The following is a 16,509-nucleotide window of genomic DNA, read 5'->3' on the forward strand; positions in this document are numbered from 1 at the left end:
GGCGCCGCTGCTCACCTACCCGGCTGACGTCGATCATGCGTGCGGGCAGGCGGGCGCGGCGTCACGGCCGGGTCGCCGCCGGGGGGCCCGAGGTGGAGGCGCTCCAGTACAGAGCCTTGGCCACCTGGGCGAACTGGCCCTTGGGATGGTTGCGGAACAGCGGTTCGGTGCCGAACAGCACGACGGCGGCGCCGCGTTCGTCCCGCCCGCTCACCACCGACGCCTGGCCCCTGGCCTGCTCCTGGCCACCCGACCCGTTGGCGTTGGCCCGCCAATGGCCCGACACCAGCGGCCCGGCCGAGGCGTAGCTCTGCTCGACGCGTACCTCGGGACCGAGCGCGGTGAACCAGCGCGGCGAGTACACGAACGCGTGACCCGGAGCGCCAGACCCCACCGGACCGGCGCCCGCCACGACGCCCACCACGCCGTTGGCGTCGGAGCGCCCCGCGACCGATGTCGTGGTCAGCAGCCCGGCCGCGGCGTTGAAACTCGCCCCGGTCGAACCCCTGGTGACGACGCCGCCCGTGGCCAGGTACCCGTCGAGCGCCGTCCTGGCCGCCGGGTTGAGCCCGGCGAACGACAGGCCGGAGGAGACGTAGAGCACGTCGCTCGCACTCCAGTCGAACCCGGCGTTGAGCACGGCGGTGGACACCGGCGTCACCTGGAAGCCGAGTTCGCGCAGTGTGAACAGCTCGTCGGCCGAGGCGGCGGCGGCGATCCTGACCGGCGCGAGCGGCGTGCCGGTGGCGTTCCGCGTGCGTTCGAACCGCACGCCGTACCTGTCGGAGACCGTACGGGCGGCCTGGCGGGAGGAGGCGGGGACGACGACGGCGCCGTCGGGCGCCTGGGTCAGGCCGACGCCCTGGGCGAGCAGGTCGTTGACGGCCTGGACGTCCTTGCCGTCGGCGACGGGCAATGCCAGCGGGCCCTGCCCCCACGGCACCGAACCGGTCGGCGCGGCGGCCTTGACCGGCGCCGAGACGACGTTCAGACGGCCTTCCCGCACCCGTTCGACGCTCGCGCCCCAGAGCAGGGCGTGGCTCCAGCCGGAGATGTCGTACATGGCATCGACCTTGGGCGTGATGTCGGCGCCCGCCTCCAGCATGACGTTGGCCAGGCCGCGCTTGGGCTGGTGCATGTCGACGAGATAGGAGCCGGCCGGGTGCACGACGCCTCCCGCTCTGAAGGGCAGGAGCGCGCGTTCGACCTTCACGTCGTTGGCGACGAGGTGGTCGACGAGCCGGGCCGCGGCGGTCGCGGAGCGCTGGCCGTCGCCCGAGGGGATCACGTACGCACGCGGGTAGGTGGTGTTGTAGACGTCCTCGGGGCCGAAGCCGGGCACGATGCCGAGCGGCACCTGCTTGGAGGCCTCCCCAGCCGCGCCGCGCCTGAAGACCTCGATCTGGTCGGCGATCAACCGGCTCCGGCCGGTCCTGACGAAGGTGTACGTGGCGCGCATGGCGGCCGCGGCGATGTCGACGTTGATCTGCGCCCTGCGGCGCAGCTCCTCCACCGGCAGGTTGACATAGTTGGAGCCGTTGACCGCCATCGGGAACTCGATCGTGTGCGAGGCCACCGCGCCCTGGAACGGCGCGTACTGCGGGGTGAAGATCGGCGGCCAGTCGTCCCAGCCTTCGGGGGTGTCCCTGAACGGGATCTCCGGCTGGAACACGCCGTCCTTGTCGGGTGTGTACCCGAGTGCGTTGATCGCCGACTCCATGCCGAGCGCGTTGGCGTAGGAGTTCTTGATGAACAGGTCGTACTCGTAGTTGGCGCCGTGCGGAGGCGTGGTCGGCTCGATGAGCGTGCCGTTGACATAGCCGTGCAGGTCGATCATGGCGACGGGCTGGGTGTCGATCATCACCTGGCGCATGGCCTTCACCTCGGGCTGCGAGGCGGTGATGAAGTCGCGGTTCATGTCGAACCCGGCGCCGTTGGCCCTGACGCCGTTGACGCGGCCGTCGGGGTTGGCGGTGATGTTGAAGTACAGGCGCGTGCTGTTCAGCAGGTCGGCGATCTCGGGCGTCCGGCCGGTGGCCAGCTCCTCGATCACGCGCAGGGCGGCGTCGGTGCCCTCCCACTCGTTGCCGTGGATGTTGTTGTTGATGAAGATCGGCGCCTTGTAGTCCTTGCGGATCTCGCGGTCGCGGGCGGCGTCGGCCGGGTCGTTCTCGATCTTCTCGCGCATGCGTTCCTGCCTGCGCGCCTGGCTCGCGCTCTCCGGCGCGGTCACGGTGACGAGGTAGAGCTCCCTGCCCTGATGCGAGCGGGCGATGACCTCGACGCTGACCCGGTCGCCGAGTCGCTGCAGGTCGTTGAGCCTGCCCGCGAGCGCGTGGTGCGGGACGAGGCCGAGCTTGATGGAGGCGTCGGCCGGGTTCTCCGCCGGGATCGGCAGCACGGTCCTGCGCGGGTAGCCGCGCTCGCGGTCGCGCCCGCGCGACAGGTCGGCGCCCTCCTGGCCGGGCAGCGCCCTGAGCGTGGCCGCCACCTGCGGGTCGTCGGCCTCGGCCGCGATCTCGTTGCGCTCGGGCCCGTTGCCGAAGTCGCGTACGGCGGGCGAGGGCGGGCTGAGGGGGCCCGCGACGGCCGCGCCCTGGGGGATGAGGAGCGTCGCCGAGACCGCGAGGCTCAGTAAGGAGAGGGACATTCGTGCTCGCACGGATACCTCCGTAAGAGTAGAGACAGTCCCGTTCGTACTGATCACACATGAAATGGCACAAGAGGTGTGATCCGAGAGACGCGCTTTCCACGCCGATCCGTGATCTGCCGCGAGCGGCCCCTCGGCCTCGCCTTCCTGTCGGTGCCGGGCTCTAAGCTGGCCTTATGGCACGGGCAAACGACGAGGCGGCCGCCGCACTCGAGGAATACGCAGAGCTGTTCGCGCTGACCGGCGGCGACGCCTTCCGCGTGCGCAGCTACCAGAAGGCCGCCAAGGCCATCGCCGGCTTCCCCGAGGACATCTCGGTCGTCGACGTGCGCGAGGTGCCGGGCGTGGGCGAGGCCATCGCCAAGAAGATGGAGGAGTTCCTCCAGCGCGGCGGCTTCCGCCAGCTCGACGACCTGCGCGCCCGGGTGCCCGACGGCGTGCGCAGGCTGACCAGGGTGCCGACGCTCGGGCCGAAGAAGGCCGTCTTCCTGTTCGAGGAGCTCGGCATCGACTCCCCCGCCGCGCTGGCCGAGGCCATCACGCAGGGCAGGCTCGCCGGGCTCAAGGGCTTCGGCGCCAAGACCGAGGCCAATCTGCTCAAGGGCATCGAGCAGATGGAGCAGGCGGGCGCCCGCGTGCACATCGGCAGGGCCATGGACCTGGCCGAGAAGGTCATCGCCTCCCTGCGCGACGCGACCGTGCGCATCGCATACGCCGGGTCGCTGCGCAGGATGAAGGACACGATCGGCGACATCGACATCCTCGCGGTGGCCGACGAGTCGATCATGGAGTCGTTCCGCGCCCAGCCCTATGTGGCCGATGTCATCGCGGCGGGCGACAAGAAGACCTCGGTGCGCACCACCTCCGGCATCCAGGTCGACCTGCGGCTGATCCCCGAGGGCTCGTGGGGGGCGGCGATGCAGTACTTCACCGGCTCCAAGGAGCACAATGTGGCCATCCGCGAGATCGCGGTGAAGAAGGGCTGGAAGCTGTCGGAGTACGGCCTGTTCGAGGGCGAGCGCGTGATCGCCGCGGCCGACGAGGAGGAGATCTACACCGCGCTCGGCCTGCAGTACGTCCCGCCGCCGCTGCGCGAGGACGGCGGCGAGGTGCGCGCCGCGCTGCGCGGGGAGCTGCCGGTGCTGGTGGAGCTGGCCGACCTGCGCGGCGACCTGCACACCCATACCGACCTGACCGACGGCATCGCCTCGCTGCAGGACATGGTGGCCGCCGCGCGGGCCCGGGGCTACTCCTACTATGCCGTCACCGACCACGCCCCCGACCTGGCGATGCAGCGCATGACGCTGGACAAGGCGCTGGAGCAGCGCGCGGCCCTGCGCCGGCTGCAGGAGTCGTGCCCGGACATGCGCCTGCTGCACGGCAGCGAGCTCAACATCGCCCCGGACGGCTCGGTCGACTGGCCGCTCGACGTGCTCGACGGCTTCGACGTGTGCGTGGCCTCGGTGCACTCGCACTTCAACCAGTCGCGCGAGGAGATGACCAGGCGTTTCATCGCGGCCTGCGAGAATCCGGGCGTCGACGTCATCGGCCATCCCACCACGCGCAAGATCGGCAAGCGCCCGCCGGTCGACGCCGACTGGGAGGCCGTCTTCCGCGCCGCCGCGCGCACCGGCACGGCCATGGAGATCGACTCCTTCCCCGACCGCTCCGACCTGCCCGCCGATCTCGTCCGGCTGGCCAAGCACCACGGCGTGAAGTTCTCCATCGACAGCGACTCCCATGCCATCCCGCACCTGGACAACCAGCGCTACGGCATCGGCATCGCCCAGCGGGCCTGGCTGACCACCGACGACGTGATCAACACCTGGCCGCTCGACCGGCTGCTGGCGTTCTTCGACAAGGGCTGACCGGTGGGCAGGTCGATGCCCTCCAGGTGATGAAAGGTGACGTAGAGGGCACATCTCTGTAATGGAGAGACGCACAGGCGGCGACGACTCACCCAGGCGTTCCCATTTTATGGTTTATTGGTAGGGATTAAGGGATTCAAGGAGAGGTGGTCCGATGGAAGGCATCGGCCAGGTGACCAAGACGATCGTCAAACCCCTGCCGCCCGATCTCTACGTCGAGCGGGACGGCAGCGCCGAGATGCGCTGGGAGGCGATGCGAGGCCAGGGCTACCACACGCCGACCGACCGGTTCTTCGTCCGCAACCACACCGCCACGCCGATCGTCGACGCCGACACCTGGTCGCTGCGCCTGCACGGCTCGGGCGTGCGCAGCCCGGTGAGCCTGTCCTACGAGCAGCTGCTCGCCCTGCCCGCGCGCACGTTCGACGCCGCCATCGAGTGCGCGGGCAACGGCCGGGCCTTCTACGACACCCAGCAGGGCGAGCACCGGCCCGGCACCCAGTGGCGGCTCGGCGCGGTGGGCGTGGCGCGCTGGCGTGGAGCGCTCCTTTCCGACGTGCTCGACCTGGCCGGACTGCGCCCCGACGCCGTCGACGTGCTGGCCACCGGCCTGGACGCGCCCTTCGTCTGCGACGGCGCCGACCTCGGCCACGTGCGCAGGCCGCTGCCCGTCGCCAAGGCGCTCGACGACGTCCTGGTCGCCTACGAGATGAACGAGCGGCCACTGCCCGCCGACCACGGCTTCCCGGCCCGGCTGGTGGTGCCCGGCTGGGCGGGCATCGCCTCCATCAAGTGGCTGGGCGAGCTGGAGGTGTCGACCGAGGCGCTGCACTCGCCGTGGAACACGCTGTTCTACCCCGGCGTCACGACCACCCCGGTCCGCAGCGCGTTCGAGCTGGAGTGGGAGGCGATGATCCCCGCCGGACGCCACCACGTGCTGCACGGCCGATCGTGGTCGGGCACCGGCAGGATCGCCAGGGTCGAGGTCAGCCTCGACGGCGGAACGACCTGGCGTACGGCCGAGCCGAGCAGGAAACACCTGGTCGGGGCGTGGGCGACCTGGCACATCGACTGGCTGCCCACCGAGCACGGCCCGCACGTGCTGATGGCCAGGGCTACCGACGAGCACGGCCGTACCCAGCCGCTCACCGCGGCGGCGAACGCCTTCGGCTATCACTACGACGGCGTGGTGCGCCATCCCATCTGGGTGACCCCCAGATAGCCAAATCTCACCAATTTTCTGCACACCTGGCTCGACGTGCGCAAACGCGACCTAGCAGTGCTCGATCACAACTGAATCACGAAGCGACAAGCAGCTCGGTGACGAAGTCGCCGATTTCATCTGAAAGACTCTCGCGGTACGCCTGTGGAAACGCCCAGGAAACGAACCGGCGTGAGGATGGACAGCACGCCGACACGGAAGACCGGGCCGACACGGAAAGCCAGCACGGGAGAGGCCGCATGTCCCAGCAGTTGACCGCACTCGACGCCCAGTTCCTGCACGCCGAATCGAGCACGACCACCGCCCATGTGGCAGGGGTCGCGATTCTCGACCCGAGCTGCGCGCCGTCCGGTGTGGTCACCCGTGCGGCCCTGGTCTCGCTGCTGCACGAGCGGCTGCATCTGGCCCCCGCCCTGCGCATGCGCCTGAGCGAGGTGCCCTTTGGCCTGGACCGGCCGTACTGGGCCGAGGATCCGGACTTCGACCTGGACAACCATCTGTTCGAGCGCACGCTGGACGAGCCCGGCGGCCTGGCCGCCGAGGTCGCGCGGCTGCACGAGGTCGGGCTCGACCTCGGCCGGCCGCTGTGGGAGATGTACCTCATCCACGGCCTGCCGCAGGGCCGGGTCGCGCTCTACACGAAGGTCCACCACGCGGTCATCGACGGGGTGTCGGGCGCCGAGACGCTGGCCGCCCTGCTCGACCTGTCGCCCGAGCCCCGCCTGGTCGCCCCCGCGCCCGACCCCGTCCCCGTACGGGAGCCGGGTCTGTTCGGCAAGCTCACAGCGGCGCTGAGCGGCGCGGCCACCCATCCGTTGCGCGCGGCTCGCGCGCTGGGCAGGATCGCGGCCGACCTCGACGCCGTGCCCGTCGCCTCCGCACTGCCGGGCGCGGCCACGGTGGCCAGAACCGCGCGCTACCTGGCGGGCGACCAGCGGCCACGGCCGGAGCTGCCGGTGCTCGCCGCGCCCCGCACGCCGTTCAACGGGCCGATCGGTCCCGAGCGCGTCTTCGCCTCGGGCTCGCTGCCGCTGCACGAGGTCAAGCGGGTCGCCAGGTCGTTCGGGATGAGCGTCAACGACGTCGTGATGGCCCTGTCGGCGTCGGCGCTGCGCAGCTGGCTGCGGGAGCGCGACGCGCTGCCCGGCACGCCGCTGGTGGCCGCCGTGCCGGTGGCGGTGCGCACGGCGGGCGCGAAGGAGGCGGTGGGCAACCAGATCTCGGCCATGGTCGTGCCGATCGCCACCGACGTGGCCGACGCCCGCGACCGGCTGCTCACGGTCAGGGCGAGCATGCGCACGGCCAAGCGCCGCTTCGCCCTCGCGCCCGCGAACTGGCTGGGCGAGCTGTGCTCGATCATTCCGCCCTTCGCCGGAGGGCTGGCCACGCCCGCGCTGTTCCGGCTGGCCTCGCTGGCCTTCCCGCCGGTGAACCTCATCATCAGCAATGTGCCGGGGCCGCAGTTCCCGCTGTACCTGTGCGGGGCCAGGGTGGAGTCCTACTTCCCGCTGTCGGCGCTGACCGACCTCAGCGGCGGCCTCGCGATCACCTGCTTCGGCTACGACGGCTCGCTCGACTTCGGCCTGGTGGCCTGCCCCTCCCTCATGCCGGACGTGGAGCGCCTGATGGACGCCCTGCGCGCCGCCCTGGACGAACTCCTCGCCCATACGGAGCCCGCCCGCACCGAGCCGGCCCGCGCGTCCGAGCACGAGCGGCTGTCCGCCTGACTGGCCAGAAGGTACCCATGTCACGAGATTGTGGTCATTTCACGGACAGGTAGGAGACGCCCGAAACGCGAAAATAGGGTACTTTCGTGCCATGAAGCATCGTGTGGTGGCCGTCGTGGGCTCGATCCAGGAGATGTACCCGGTGACGTGCGCCTCGGCGATCTTCGGCTACCACGGTCCCGACATCCCGCAGCACTACGACTTCACGCTGTGCACCGAGAAGCCCGGCCCGGTACGCACCACGATGGGCGTCGACATCGTGGTGGAACGAGGGCTGGAGGCGCTGCGGGAGGCCGACACCATCCTGCTGGCCGGTTGGTGCCTGTGCCCCGACCTCATCGCGGGCCTGTCCGACGGCGTGCTCGCCGCGCACGCGCGTGGCGCCCGGATCATCGCGATCGCCGGAGGCATCTACGTGCCCGCCTCGCTCGGCCTGCTCGACGGCCGGACGACGGCGGCGCACTGGGAGCTGGCCGACGACCTGACCAGGCAGTACCCGAGGATGCGGCTGGACACCTGCGTGCTCTACACCGACCACGGCGACGTGGCGACCGCAGGGGCCACGGCCACCACGATGGACCTCTGCCTCAACCAGGTCAGGCAGGAGCACGGCGCCGCACTGGCGATGCGCATCGGCCGCCAGCTCTCGGCCGGGCCGCACCGCGAGGGCTGCCAGCGCCGCAATGCCGAGCCGCCGACCAACGGGCCGCTGCCCGCCTCGCTCGCACCGCTGCTGGACTGGATCATCGAGAATCTGGAGCGCCCGCTCACCATCGAGGACATGGCGGCCAGGACCGGCATGTCGCCCCGCACCCTGAGCCGGCACTTCACCGAGCAGATGGGCCTGTCGCCGGGCCGCTGGCTGCTCGACCGGCGCATCGCCAGCACGCTGTCGCTGCTGGAGGAGACCGACCTGCCCGTCGAGACCATCGCCCAGCGCGTGGGCCTGTCCTCGGCGGTCAACCTCAGGCGCCGCTTCCACAAGGCCACCCACACCACGCCCGCCGCCTACCGCCGCCAGTTCCGCTGAGGGGCCGGCCTAGAGGCTGGCGGCGATGAGCTCGGCGACCTTGTCCGGGTCGATCTGGTGGCCGGTGAGCTGGCAGAGGTTCTCCTGGTAGAGCAGCACGGCGGCGAACGTCGCCGCCGCCACCTCCAGCCTGGCCGCGTCGCCGCGCGCGGTGGGCGAGGCCAGCTCAAGGGCGAACCTCGCCCGGCCGATCAGCTCCCCGTTGAGCCTGCCCAGCCGCTCGCGCACCGAGCCGTGCGTGTCGGCCTCGCGGAACAGGATGCGCCGCATCGCCGGTGAGGCACGCAACGGCAGCCGCCTGGCCAGCTTGGACAGCGTGCCGGCCGCGTCGCCGGGCACCGCGTCGACCTCGGCGCTCTCCTCGACCAGCGTGCGCTCGTCGACCAGGGCGACCAGCACGTCGATCTTGCGCGGGAAGTAGTGGAACAGCAGCCCCTTGGGCACCCTGGCCAGCTTGGCGATCAGGGCTGTCGGCGTGGCGTCGTAGCCCCCGCCTGCGAACAGCTCCTCGGCCGCGTCCAGAATCCGCGTGCGTGAATCTGTGGTGTCCTCCGCGCTGCTCACAGACGAACCTTAGCCGCAGGTCCTGCTGGTATTCCATGCCGTCAAGGGAAGACCACGGTGAGCAAGCCCTGATGCGATCATGTATCGTTTGCAACATTGTTGTCTCATCTGCGACAGGAAAGCATCATGGCCATCGCCAGGGAGCAGATCATCACCGCGGCTCTACGGCACCTCAACATCGCCCCCACCGCCTCGATGGCACAGCTCGCCGAGGCGGCGGGCGTCAGCAGGGCCACCCTGCACCGCCACTTCACCAGCCGCGAGGACCTCATCACCGCACTCGGCCACCACGCGCTCGGCGACTGGGCCCGCATCCAGCACGAGTGCGGCCTGGCGCAGGCGCTGGCCGCCGACACCCGCGAGGCCGTGGAGTCGACGCTGCTGCGCCTGCTCGACGTGCTCGCCGTACACGCCGGGGACTACGGTTTCGCGCTCACCGACCACTCGCTGGCCGCCGATCCCGCCCTCACCGCCGAGGCCGAGAGGCTGGAGGCCAACGAGATCGCCCTGTACGCCGCCGCGCAGCGCCACGGCGTCATCCGGGCTGACATGCCGGCCCGGTGGGTAAGTGACAGTCTGTACGGCCTGCTCATCGCCGTGCGCGAGAGCCTGCGACGCGGGGACGTCGCACGCCGGGACGCCTCCCGGCTGATGCTCGAGACCTTCATGCACGGCTGCGCCACCCGGGGGAACTCATGACGCTCGCTTCCACGCCCGAACCTGGCACGGTGCCACCGCCGCACCCACGCCGCTGGGCCGGGCTCGCCGTCCTGTCGGCCAGCCTGCTGCTGGTCGTCATGGACATGACGATCCTCAACGTCGCCCTGCCCGCCATCTCCGCCGACCTGCGGCCCGACGCCATCTCGCTGCTGTGGATGGTCGACGTCTACGCCCTCGTCGTCTCCGGGCTGCTGGTCACCGTCAGCGCGCTCGGCGATCGGTGGGGGCGCAAGCGCATGCTGCTGACCGGCTTCACGGTGTTCGGCCTGGCCTCGCTCGCCATCCTGTGGGCCGACAGCGCGGGGGCCGTGATCGTGGTGCGGGCGCTGCTCGGCGTCGGCGGGGCGATGATCATGCCGTCCACGCTCTCGATGATCCGCAATCTGTTCACCGACCCGAAGGAACGTGCCACCGCGCTCGGCGTGTGGGCCTCCATGGCGGCGCTCGGCGGCGCGCTCGGGCCGATCCTCGGCGGCGCGCTGCTGGAGAAGTTCAGCTGGCACGCGGCCTTCCTCGTCAATGTGCCCGTCATGGTCGTCGCGATCGTCGCCGGGCTGTTCCTGCTGCCGGAGTCGCGCAACCCGAACCCGGGCTCGTGGGACGCCCTGGCCACCGTGCTGTCGATCGTCGGCATGGTCGCCCTGGTGTACTCGATCAAGCATTTCGGCAAGGAGGGCCTGACCGACACCGCCGCGCTCATCGCGGCTGCCGTGGCGGCCGTCTGCCTGACCTGGTTCGTCAGGCGCTGCCTGACCAGGGAGAACCCGCTGCTGGAGATCAGGCTGTTCGCCTCCAGGCCGTTCAGCGCGGGCACGATCGCCGCGATCACCACCTCGATCGCGATGGCGGCGATGATGTTGCTGATGGCGCAGTGGATGCAGCTCGTCATGGGCTACTCCCCGCTGGAGACCGGCGTGCGCCTGCTGCCGACCGCGGTGGGCGCGGGCATCCTGTCCCCGCTGGCCCCCGCGCTCGCCGCCCGCATCGGCGCGCGTACCGTGCTGGCGGGCGGCCTGCTGGTGGCCGGGCTCGGCTTCGGCATCCTCTTCGTCGCGCCCAGCCCGCTGACCTACCCGCCGGTCGCGCTCGCGCTGCTGCTCATCGGCGTCGGGATGGGCTCGCTGGCCATCGCGTCGGCCGTCATCATGGCCGGTGCGCCGCCCGAGAAGTCGGGAAGCGCCGCGGCCATCGAGGAGACCAGCTACGAACTCGGCGGCGCGCTCGGCGTCGCGGTGCTCGGCAGTGTGGCCGCGATCGTGTACCGGGCCGCGCTGCCGTACTCGACGCTGGCGGCCGAAGGGGTGAGCGGGCAGGCGGCCGAGGTGGTGCGCGAGTCGATCGGCGGGGCCCTGGAGGTGGCCAAGGAGGCCGGGGCCGCCGGTGCGCAGCTGGCCGCCCAGGCGCAGACGGCCTTCAGCGACTCGCTGGCCGTCACCGGGGCCGTGGGGGCCGCGCTGATGGGGGCGGCCACGGTGGCGGTGTGGCTGCTCACGCCGCGCAGCCTCGACCTGGCCAAGCTCGACCACTGAATTCCCGACCGGCCGCCCCTGGATAGGCTCCGCGCATGAGATCTCTTGGCAGCACCGACCTGTCCGTCTTCCCGCTCTGCCTGGGCGGGAACGTGTTCGGCTGGACGGCCGACCGCGACCAGTCGTTCGCCGTGCTCGACGCCTATGCCGAGGCCGGGGGCAACTTCGTCGACACCGCCGATCTGTACGGCACGTGGGTGGCGGGCGAGTCGCTGTCGGAGCTGATCATCGGCGAGTGGATGGCCGAGCGCGGCAACCGCGACCGTATCGTCCTGGCGACCAAGGTCGGGATGAAGCCCGGCCTGGAGGGCACCTCGCCCGCCACCGTGCGCACCGCCGTCGAGGCGTCGCTCACGCGGTTGCGCACCGACCGGATCGACCTGTACTGGGCGCACGTCGACGACGCCGACACGCCGATCGCCGACACCCTGACCGCACTCGACGAGCTCGTACGCGAAGGCAAGGTACGCCACGTCGGCGCCTCCAACTACGGGCCGCAGCGGCTGGCCGAGGCCATGACGATCTCGCGTGACAAGGGGCTGGCCGCCTATGTCGCGCTGCAGCAGCACTACAACCTCCTCGAACGCGACTACGAGGGCGAACTGCGGGACGTCGTCGCCCGTGAGGGGCTGGGCAGCACGCCGTACTTCTCGCTGGCCAGGGGGTTCCTGACCGGTAAGTACGCGGGGGGCGCGGCCGTCGATAGCCCGCGTGCGGGCAAGGCCGCGCTCTACCTGGAGACCGAGCGCGGGCCGCGGGTGCTCCAGGCGCTGGCCTCGGTCGCCGCCGCGCACGGGGTCGAGCCCGCGACCGTCGCGCTGGCCTGGCTGGCCGCCCAGCCCACCGTCACCGCGCCCATCGCCAGCGCACGCGACACCGCCCAGCTCAAGCCGCTGCTCGCCGCCGTCACGCTGGAGCTCACGCCCGGCGACCTGGCCGCATTGGACACCGCCTCGCAGCCGTGAGGCTCACCGGGCGCACCCGGCCCCGGCGCGTTCGCCCGACGTCAGGGCCGCACCGGTCAGCGCGCACGCCCTGGCGCGTACCCACGGCTCGGTGAGGCTCCACCAGCGCAGGGACCGGTCGTCCCCCGCGGTGACGAGCGTGCGCCCGTCCGGGCTGAAGGCCACCCCCCACACCGCGGCCGTGTGACCGGTCAGGGTGAGCTCGACCCGGCGGGTGGCGGCGTCCCACAGGCGTACGGCGCGCTCGTCGCCCGCAGTGGCGATCATGCGCCCGTCGGGGCTGAACGCGGCGCCGAGCACGGCGTCGGACCGGCCGCCCAGCGTGCCTTCGGCCTTGCGCCCGGCGACGTCCCACAGGCGCACGGTGCGGTCGTCGCCGGTGCTGGCCAGCCTGCGGCCGTCGGGGCTGAACTCCAGGCCGAACACCACGCCCGTGTGCCCGGCCAGCACGCCCGTGCGAGCGCCGGACGCCACCTCCCACAGCCGCACGACCCGGTCGTCGCCCGCCGTGGCCAGCGTGCGCCCGTCGGGGCTGAACGCCAGCGCGTAGACGCCTCCGGCGTGCGCGTCCAGACGACCGGCGACCGTGCGGGAGGCGACGTCCCACACCGTCACCACACCGTCGTCGCCCGCCGTGGCCAGCAGGGCGCCGTCGGGGCTGAAGGTCAGGCTCCACACCAGGCCGCCCGTGCCGGGCAGCACACGGGCCCGCCCGGTGGCGAGGTCCCACATCCTGACCGTGCGGTCGTACGCGGAGGTCGCGAGCACGCCTCCCCCCGGTGCGAACGCCACGCCGAGCACGGCGTCGTCGTGCCCGTCGAGCGTGCTCACGATCTGCCTGCCCGCCACCTCGCGCAGCCGTACGGCACGGCCGCCCGCGGTGGCCAGCAGGCGGCCGTCCGGGCTGAACGCCACCCACCTGGCCTCCTCGCGCGGCTCGCTCAGCCTGGCCAGCGGGCGCCCTGCCGCACTCCACAGCCGCGCTCCCCTGTCCTCGCCCGCCGTGGCCAGCGTGCGGCCGTCGGGTGCGAACGCCACGCCGTAGACCGGTCCGGCATGCCCGGTCAGCTCGGCCCGCTCCTCGCCTGCGGCCACGTCCCAGAGCTTGACGACCTGGTCGCGGCCCGCGCTGGCCAGGGTGGCGCCGTCGGGGCTGAAGTCCAGGGCCTGTACGGCGTCGGCGTGCCCGCGCAGCTCGGCGACCGGCCCGCCGCCTTCGGCCCGCGCGGGCCACAGCCTGATCACCTTGTCCCTTCCCGCCGTCGCGACCATGCGGCCGTCCGGCGCGAAGGCCACCGCCTGCACGGCTTCGCCGCCGCGCCCGCGTGCGCTCAGGCGGCGCCTGCTCGCCGCCTCCCACACGCTCAGGACTCCGTCGCCACCCACCGCCGCGATCAGGTCGCCGTCCGGGCTGAACGCCACACTGTGGAACCCCGCCTCGCGCGGGCCGTGCAGCCCGGCGCCGCGCACCGTCCCTACGGCCGTCGCCGTCAGCTCGCCCAGCGGGGCTCCGTCCGGCACGCGCCACAGCAGCAGCCGTCCTTCGCGGCCGGCGGCGGCCAGCACGCGGCCGTCCGGGCTGAACGCCAGCGCCTGCACCGCCTCCCGCATGCCCTTCAGCTCGCGCAGCGGCCTGCGGGAGGCGACGTCCCACAGCCGCACGCCCCCGTCGGCTCCCGCGCTGGCCAGCACCCGGCCGCCCGGTGCGAACCGTACGTCGAGCACCGCGTCGGTGTGCCCCTCGAACGTGGCCAGCACCTTGCCCGCCGAGCCCGTGTCCCACAGTTTGACCGTGCGGTCCCTTCCGCCGGTGGCCAGCAGGCGTCCGTCGTCGCTGTAGTCCACGCCGAACAGCGCGCCCGCGTGCCCGGCGTGCTGCCCGGCGGTGTACTGGGCGTAGGCGCTCAGCAGGCTGCCTCTCGCCTCCTGCGTGCCCGCCCGGCCGAGCGCCCGCAGCGCCAGCGCCATCGCGTCGCCCGGCCTGGCCGACGCCAGCGTCTCGGCCCTGGCCGCGAGCTGGCGGGAGAGGGCGACCTGCCGCTGCTGGTCGGCCAGCCTGCCCTGGTGCACGGCCATGGCCCCGGCGAGCGTCGACACCACCAGCAGCAGGCCGAGCGCGACCGTGAGGCGCTGCAGCCTGGTCGTGCGGCGGCGTTCGGCCTCGCGCCGGTCGTCCTCGTGCCTGCGGCTGGCCTGGAGGAACTCGGCGGCCAGCGGCCCGGCCTTGGGCAGGTCGGCCTCCTGCGCCCACTCCGTCGCCACCGCCAGCCTGGTGCCCCGGTACAGTGCCGACGGATCGCGGCCCTCACGCCGCCAGGTCTCGGCGGCCTCGGCCAGCTGCCTGCCGACCAGCAGTCCGCCCCGGTCGGCCTCGATCCAGGCGCGCAACCTGGGCCAGGCGCGCAGCAGCGCCTCGTGGGTGAGCTCGGCGCTGTCGTCGTCGACGGTGATCAGTCTGGCCCTGGTGAAGTCGTCGAGCACGGCCGCCATCGGCCCGGCGCCCAGCCGTTCGCCCAGCAGGTCCCTCCTGCTCATGCGGCGTCTGGTCTCCTCGGTGCCCGGCGCCAGGTGGACCAGGCGGAGCATCAGCGTGTGCGCCGCCCTTCGGGCCTCCGGGTCCAGGCGCAGGTACACGCGCTCGGCCGTGGCCGCGACCGCGCCCCTGATGCCGCCGCTGCGGCCGTAGCCCTCGACCGTGAGCGTGCGCCCGCTGCGCCGTTGCCAGGTCGCGCGCAGGGCGTGGGCCAGCAGCGGCAGCGCGCCCGGCGATGCCGTACGGGCGTCGCCCGCCGCGCCGAGGTCGGTCAGCAGCAGCTCGACCAGCCCCGGTTCGAGCTCGAGCCCGACCGCTCGCGCCGGTGCGGCGATCGCCTCACGCAGCTCCTCGGGCGTCATCGGGCCGACGGCCAGCTGGCGGTGCTGCATCGCCTCGGCCAGCTCGGGATGGGCCAGGCAGTGCCCGTAGAAGTCGGCCCGCACGCCCATGACGACGACCGCCCGCCGACCGCCCGCCCCCTGCGCCAGGGCGTGCAGCGCGGCGACGAACGCGGCACGCTCCTGCGGGGAGTCACACAGTGCGAAGGCCTCCTCGAACTGATCGACGACCAGGACGAGGCCACCGGAAGCGGGTGGGGTCGTGGGGGTGAGGGCGGTGTGGAGGGCGTGGAGGGGGGTGGAGGTGGGGGTCATGAACGTGACGTGCCAGGGGCCCGGGCCGGGGAGGGGGACCTCGGATCCGGCCAGGGCGGGCAGGAGGCCGGCGCGCAGGAGGGAGGACTTGCCCGAGCCCGATGCGCCGACGACCGCGACCAGGCCGCTGCGGCCGGCTTCGGCCACCCGTTGGACCAGCGCCGCCACCAGGGCCGACCGGCCGAAGAACCAGCGCGCGTCCTCGGCCCCGAAGGCGGCGAGCCCGGGATAGGGGCACAGCCCGGCCTGCCGCCCCGACCCGCCCGCCAGCACCACCAGAGTGCCTCCGGCCGCCAGCGCCTCGTCGCATCGGCGGGCCAGGTCCGAGCTGATCGGCTTGCGGCCGTTCTCGATCTTGCTGAGGTAGCCCTTGCTGTAGTGGACCATGCGGGCGAGCTCGGCCAGCGACACTCCGCGTTCGGCGCGCAACGCCCTCAGCCGTTGCCCGAAGGCTCGGCCCTGGTTGTGTTCGCCCTGGTCGGCGGGGGTTTCCCGTTGCCCGTGGGGCAAGGAGACGGTCACCTCCTTGGCCGTGCGGGCCCGGAGCCGCACGATCGGAACGAACACGCTGTGTAGCCAACAGGTTACGAGCTTCCCTCTCCCGGGGCGAGTGTTCGCCTCGGTCCGTTCAAGGAGTTCCCATGCGCGTCCGACCTCTGGCCGCAGGCGCCGCCCTCGCCGCCGCCCTCGCCACCGTGCTCGTCGCCCCCGCGTCCGCCTCCTCCTCGGCTGCCGCCGAGTGCGGGGTGCGCGATGACGGGAAGTTGTGGTGCGGCAACGCGCCGGACTCGCTGCTGCGGGTCGACGGCGCCTTCCACGTGGAGGAGTCGGGAGTCCTGATCACCGACTTCAGCTGGTTCGAGTGCTGGATCGACGCCCAGTACCACTCCGGCGGCAACAGCATCTGGTACCTCGCGGCAGGCGACAAGGCCCTGGGCGGCTACAGCGGCTGGGGCTTCCTGCCCGCATCGCAGGTGAGCACGATCGTCGACCCCGCCCCCCGACTGCGCCAATGCACGAACGAGGACTACGACCGCATCTGACG

At 72.2% G+C, this 16,509-nt stretch carries 11 protein-coding genes; 8 read left to right on the forward strand and 3 right to left on the reverse strand.

Annotated features, from left to right (window positions below):
• Positions 1 to 61: 61 nt before the first annotated feature.
• Positions 62 to 2,650: a M14 family zinc carboxypeptidase gene (locus ACTWNK_RS29800; RefSeq protein WP_474307871.1), complete on the reverse strand. Its 2,589-nt coding sequence runs from the start codon at positions 2,648 to 2,650 to the stop codon at positions 62 to 64.
• A 176-nt stretch (positions 2,651 to 2,826) separates the two neighbouring features.
• On the opposite strand from ACTWNK_RS29800, the gene polX reads away from it, so the two are divergent.
• The 4 genes from polX (at position 2,827) to ACTWNK_RS29820 (ending at position 8,497) form a co-directional block, all read left to right on the forward strand.
• Complete coding sequence (gene polX, locus ACTWNK_RS29805) at positions 2,827 to 4,518, forward strand: DNA polymerase/3'-5' exonuclease PolX (protein WP_474307872.1); 1,692 nt, start codon at positions 2,827 to 2,829, stop codon at positions 4,516 to 4,518.
• Between the two features lie 154 nt (positions 4,519 to 4,672).
• Complete coding sequence (locus ACTWNK_RS29810; protein WP_474307874.1) at positions 4,673 to 5,740, forward strand: sulfite oxidase; 1,068 nt, start codon at positions 4,673 to 4,675, stop codon at positions 5,738 to 5,740.
• A 239-nt stretch (positions 5,741 to 5,979) separates the two neighbouring features.
• Positions 5,980 to 7,467, forward strand: coding sequence for a WS/DGAT/MGAT family O-acyltransferase (locus ACTWNK_RS29815; protein WP_474307876.1), 1,488 nt, complete (start codon positions 5,980 to 5,982; stop codon positions 7,465 to 7,467).
• Between the two features lie 91 nt (positions 7,468 to 7,558).
• Complete coding sequence (locus tag ACTWNK_RS29820; RefSeq protein WP_474307878.1) at positions 7,559 to 8,497, forward strand: GlxA family transcriptional regulator; 939 nt, start codon at positions 7,559 to 7,561, stop codon at positions 8,495 to 8,497.
• A gap of 9 nt (positions 8,498 to 8,506) precedes the next feature.
• Here ACTWNK_RS29820 and ACTWNK_RS29825 read toward each other — a convergent pair whose 3' ends face one another.
• A complete protein-coding gene (locus ACTWNK_RS29825; protein ID WP_474307879.1) occupies positions 8,507 to 9,061 on the reverse strand; it encodes a TetR/AcrR family transcriptional regulator in 555 nt (184 codons plus the stop codon).
• A 126-nt stretch (positions 9,062 to 9,187) separates the two neighbouring features.
• On the opposite strand from ACTWNK_RS29825, the gene ACTWNK_RS29830 reads away from it, so the two are divergent.
• The 3 genes from ACTWNK_RS29830 to ACTWNK_RS29840 are packed head-to-tail and all read left to right on the forward strand — an operon-like array spanning position 9,188 to position 12,275.
• On the forward strand, positions 9,188 to 9,760 hold the full coding sequence (locus ACTWNK_RS29830) for a TetR/AcrR family transcriptional regulator (RefSeq protein ID WP_474307880.1): 573 nt from the start codon (positions 9,188 to 9,190) through the stop codon (positions 9,758 to 9,760).
• The gene (locus ACTWNK_RS29835; protein WP_474307881.1) at positions 9,757 to 11,310 is read left to right on the forward strand and encodes an MFS transporter; all 1,554 of its coding nucleotides are present in this window, start codon (positions 9,757 to 9,759) and stop codon (positions 11,308 to 11,310) included. The genes ACTWNK_RS29830 and ACTWNK_RS29835 overlap by 4 nt, the downstream gene beginning before the upstream one ends.
• A 35-nt stretch (positions 11,311 to 11,345) precedes the next feature.
• Complete coding sequence (locus ACTWNK_RS29840) at positions 11,346 to 12,275, forward strand: aldo/keto reductase (RefSeq protein ID WP_474307883.1); 930 nt, start codon at positions 11,346 to 11,348, stop codon at positions 12,273 to 12,275.
• Between the two features lie 3 nt (positions 12,276 to 12,278).
• Here the strand turns inward: ACTWNK_RS29840 and ACTWNK_RS29845 are convergent, their stop codons facing one another.
• On the reverse strand, positions 12,279 to 16,031 hold the full coding sequence (locus ACTWNK_RS29845) for an nSTAND1 domain-containing NTPase (RefSeq protein ID WP_474307885.1): 3,753 nt from the start codon (positions 16,029 to 16,031) through the stop codon (positions 12,279 to 12,281).
• A 74-nt stretch (positions 16,032 to 16,105) separates the two neighbouring features.
• Here ACTWNK_RS29845 and ACTWNK_RS29850 point away from each other — a divergent pair, with 74 nt between their 5' ends.
• Positions 16,106 to 16,507 (forward strand): hypothetical protein, encoded by a 402-nt coding sequence (locus tag ACTWNK_RS29850; protein WP_474307886.1) that lies wholly within the window; start codon positions 16,106 to 16,108, stop codon positions 16,505 to 16,507.
• The last annotated feature ends 2 nt before the right edge of the window (positions 16,508 to 16,509 follow it).

The sequence above is a fragment of the Nonomuraea sp. IBHARD001 genome, from assembly GCF_056106265.1.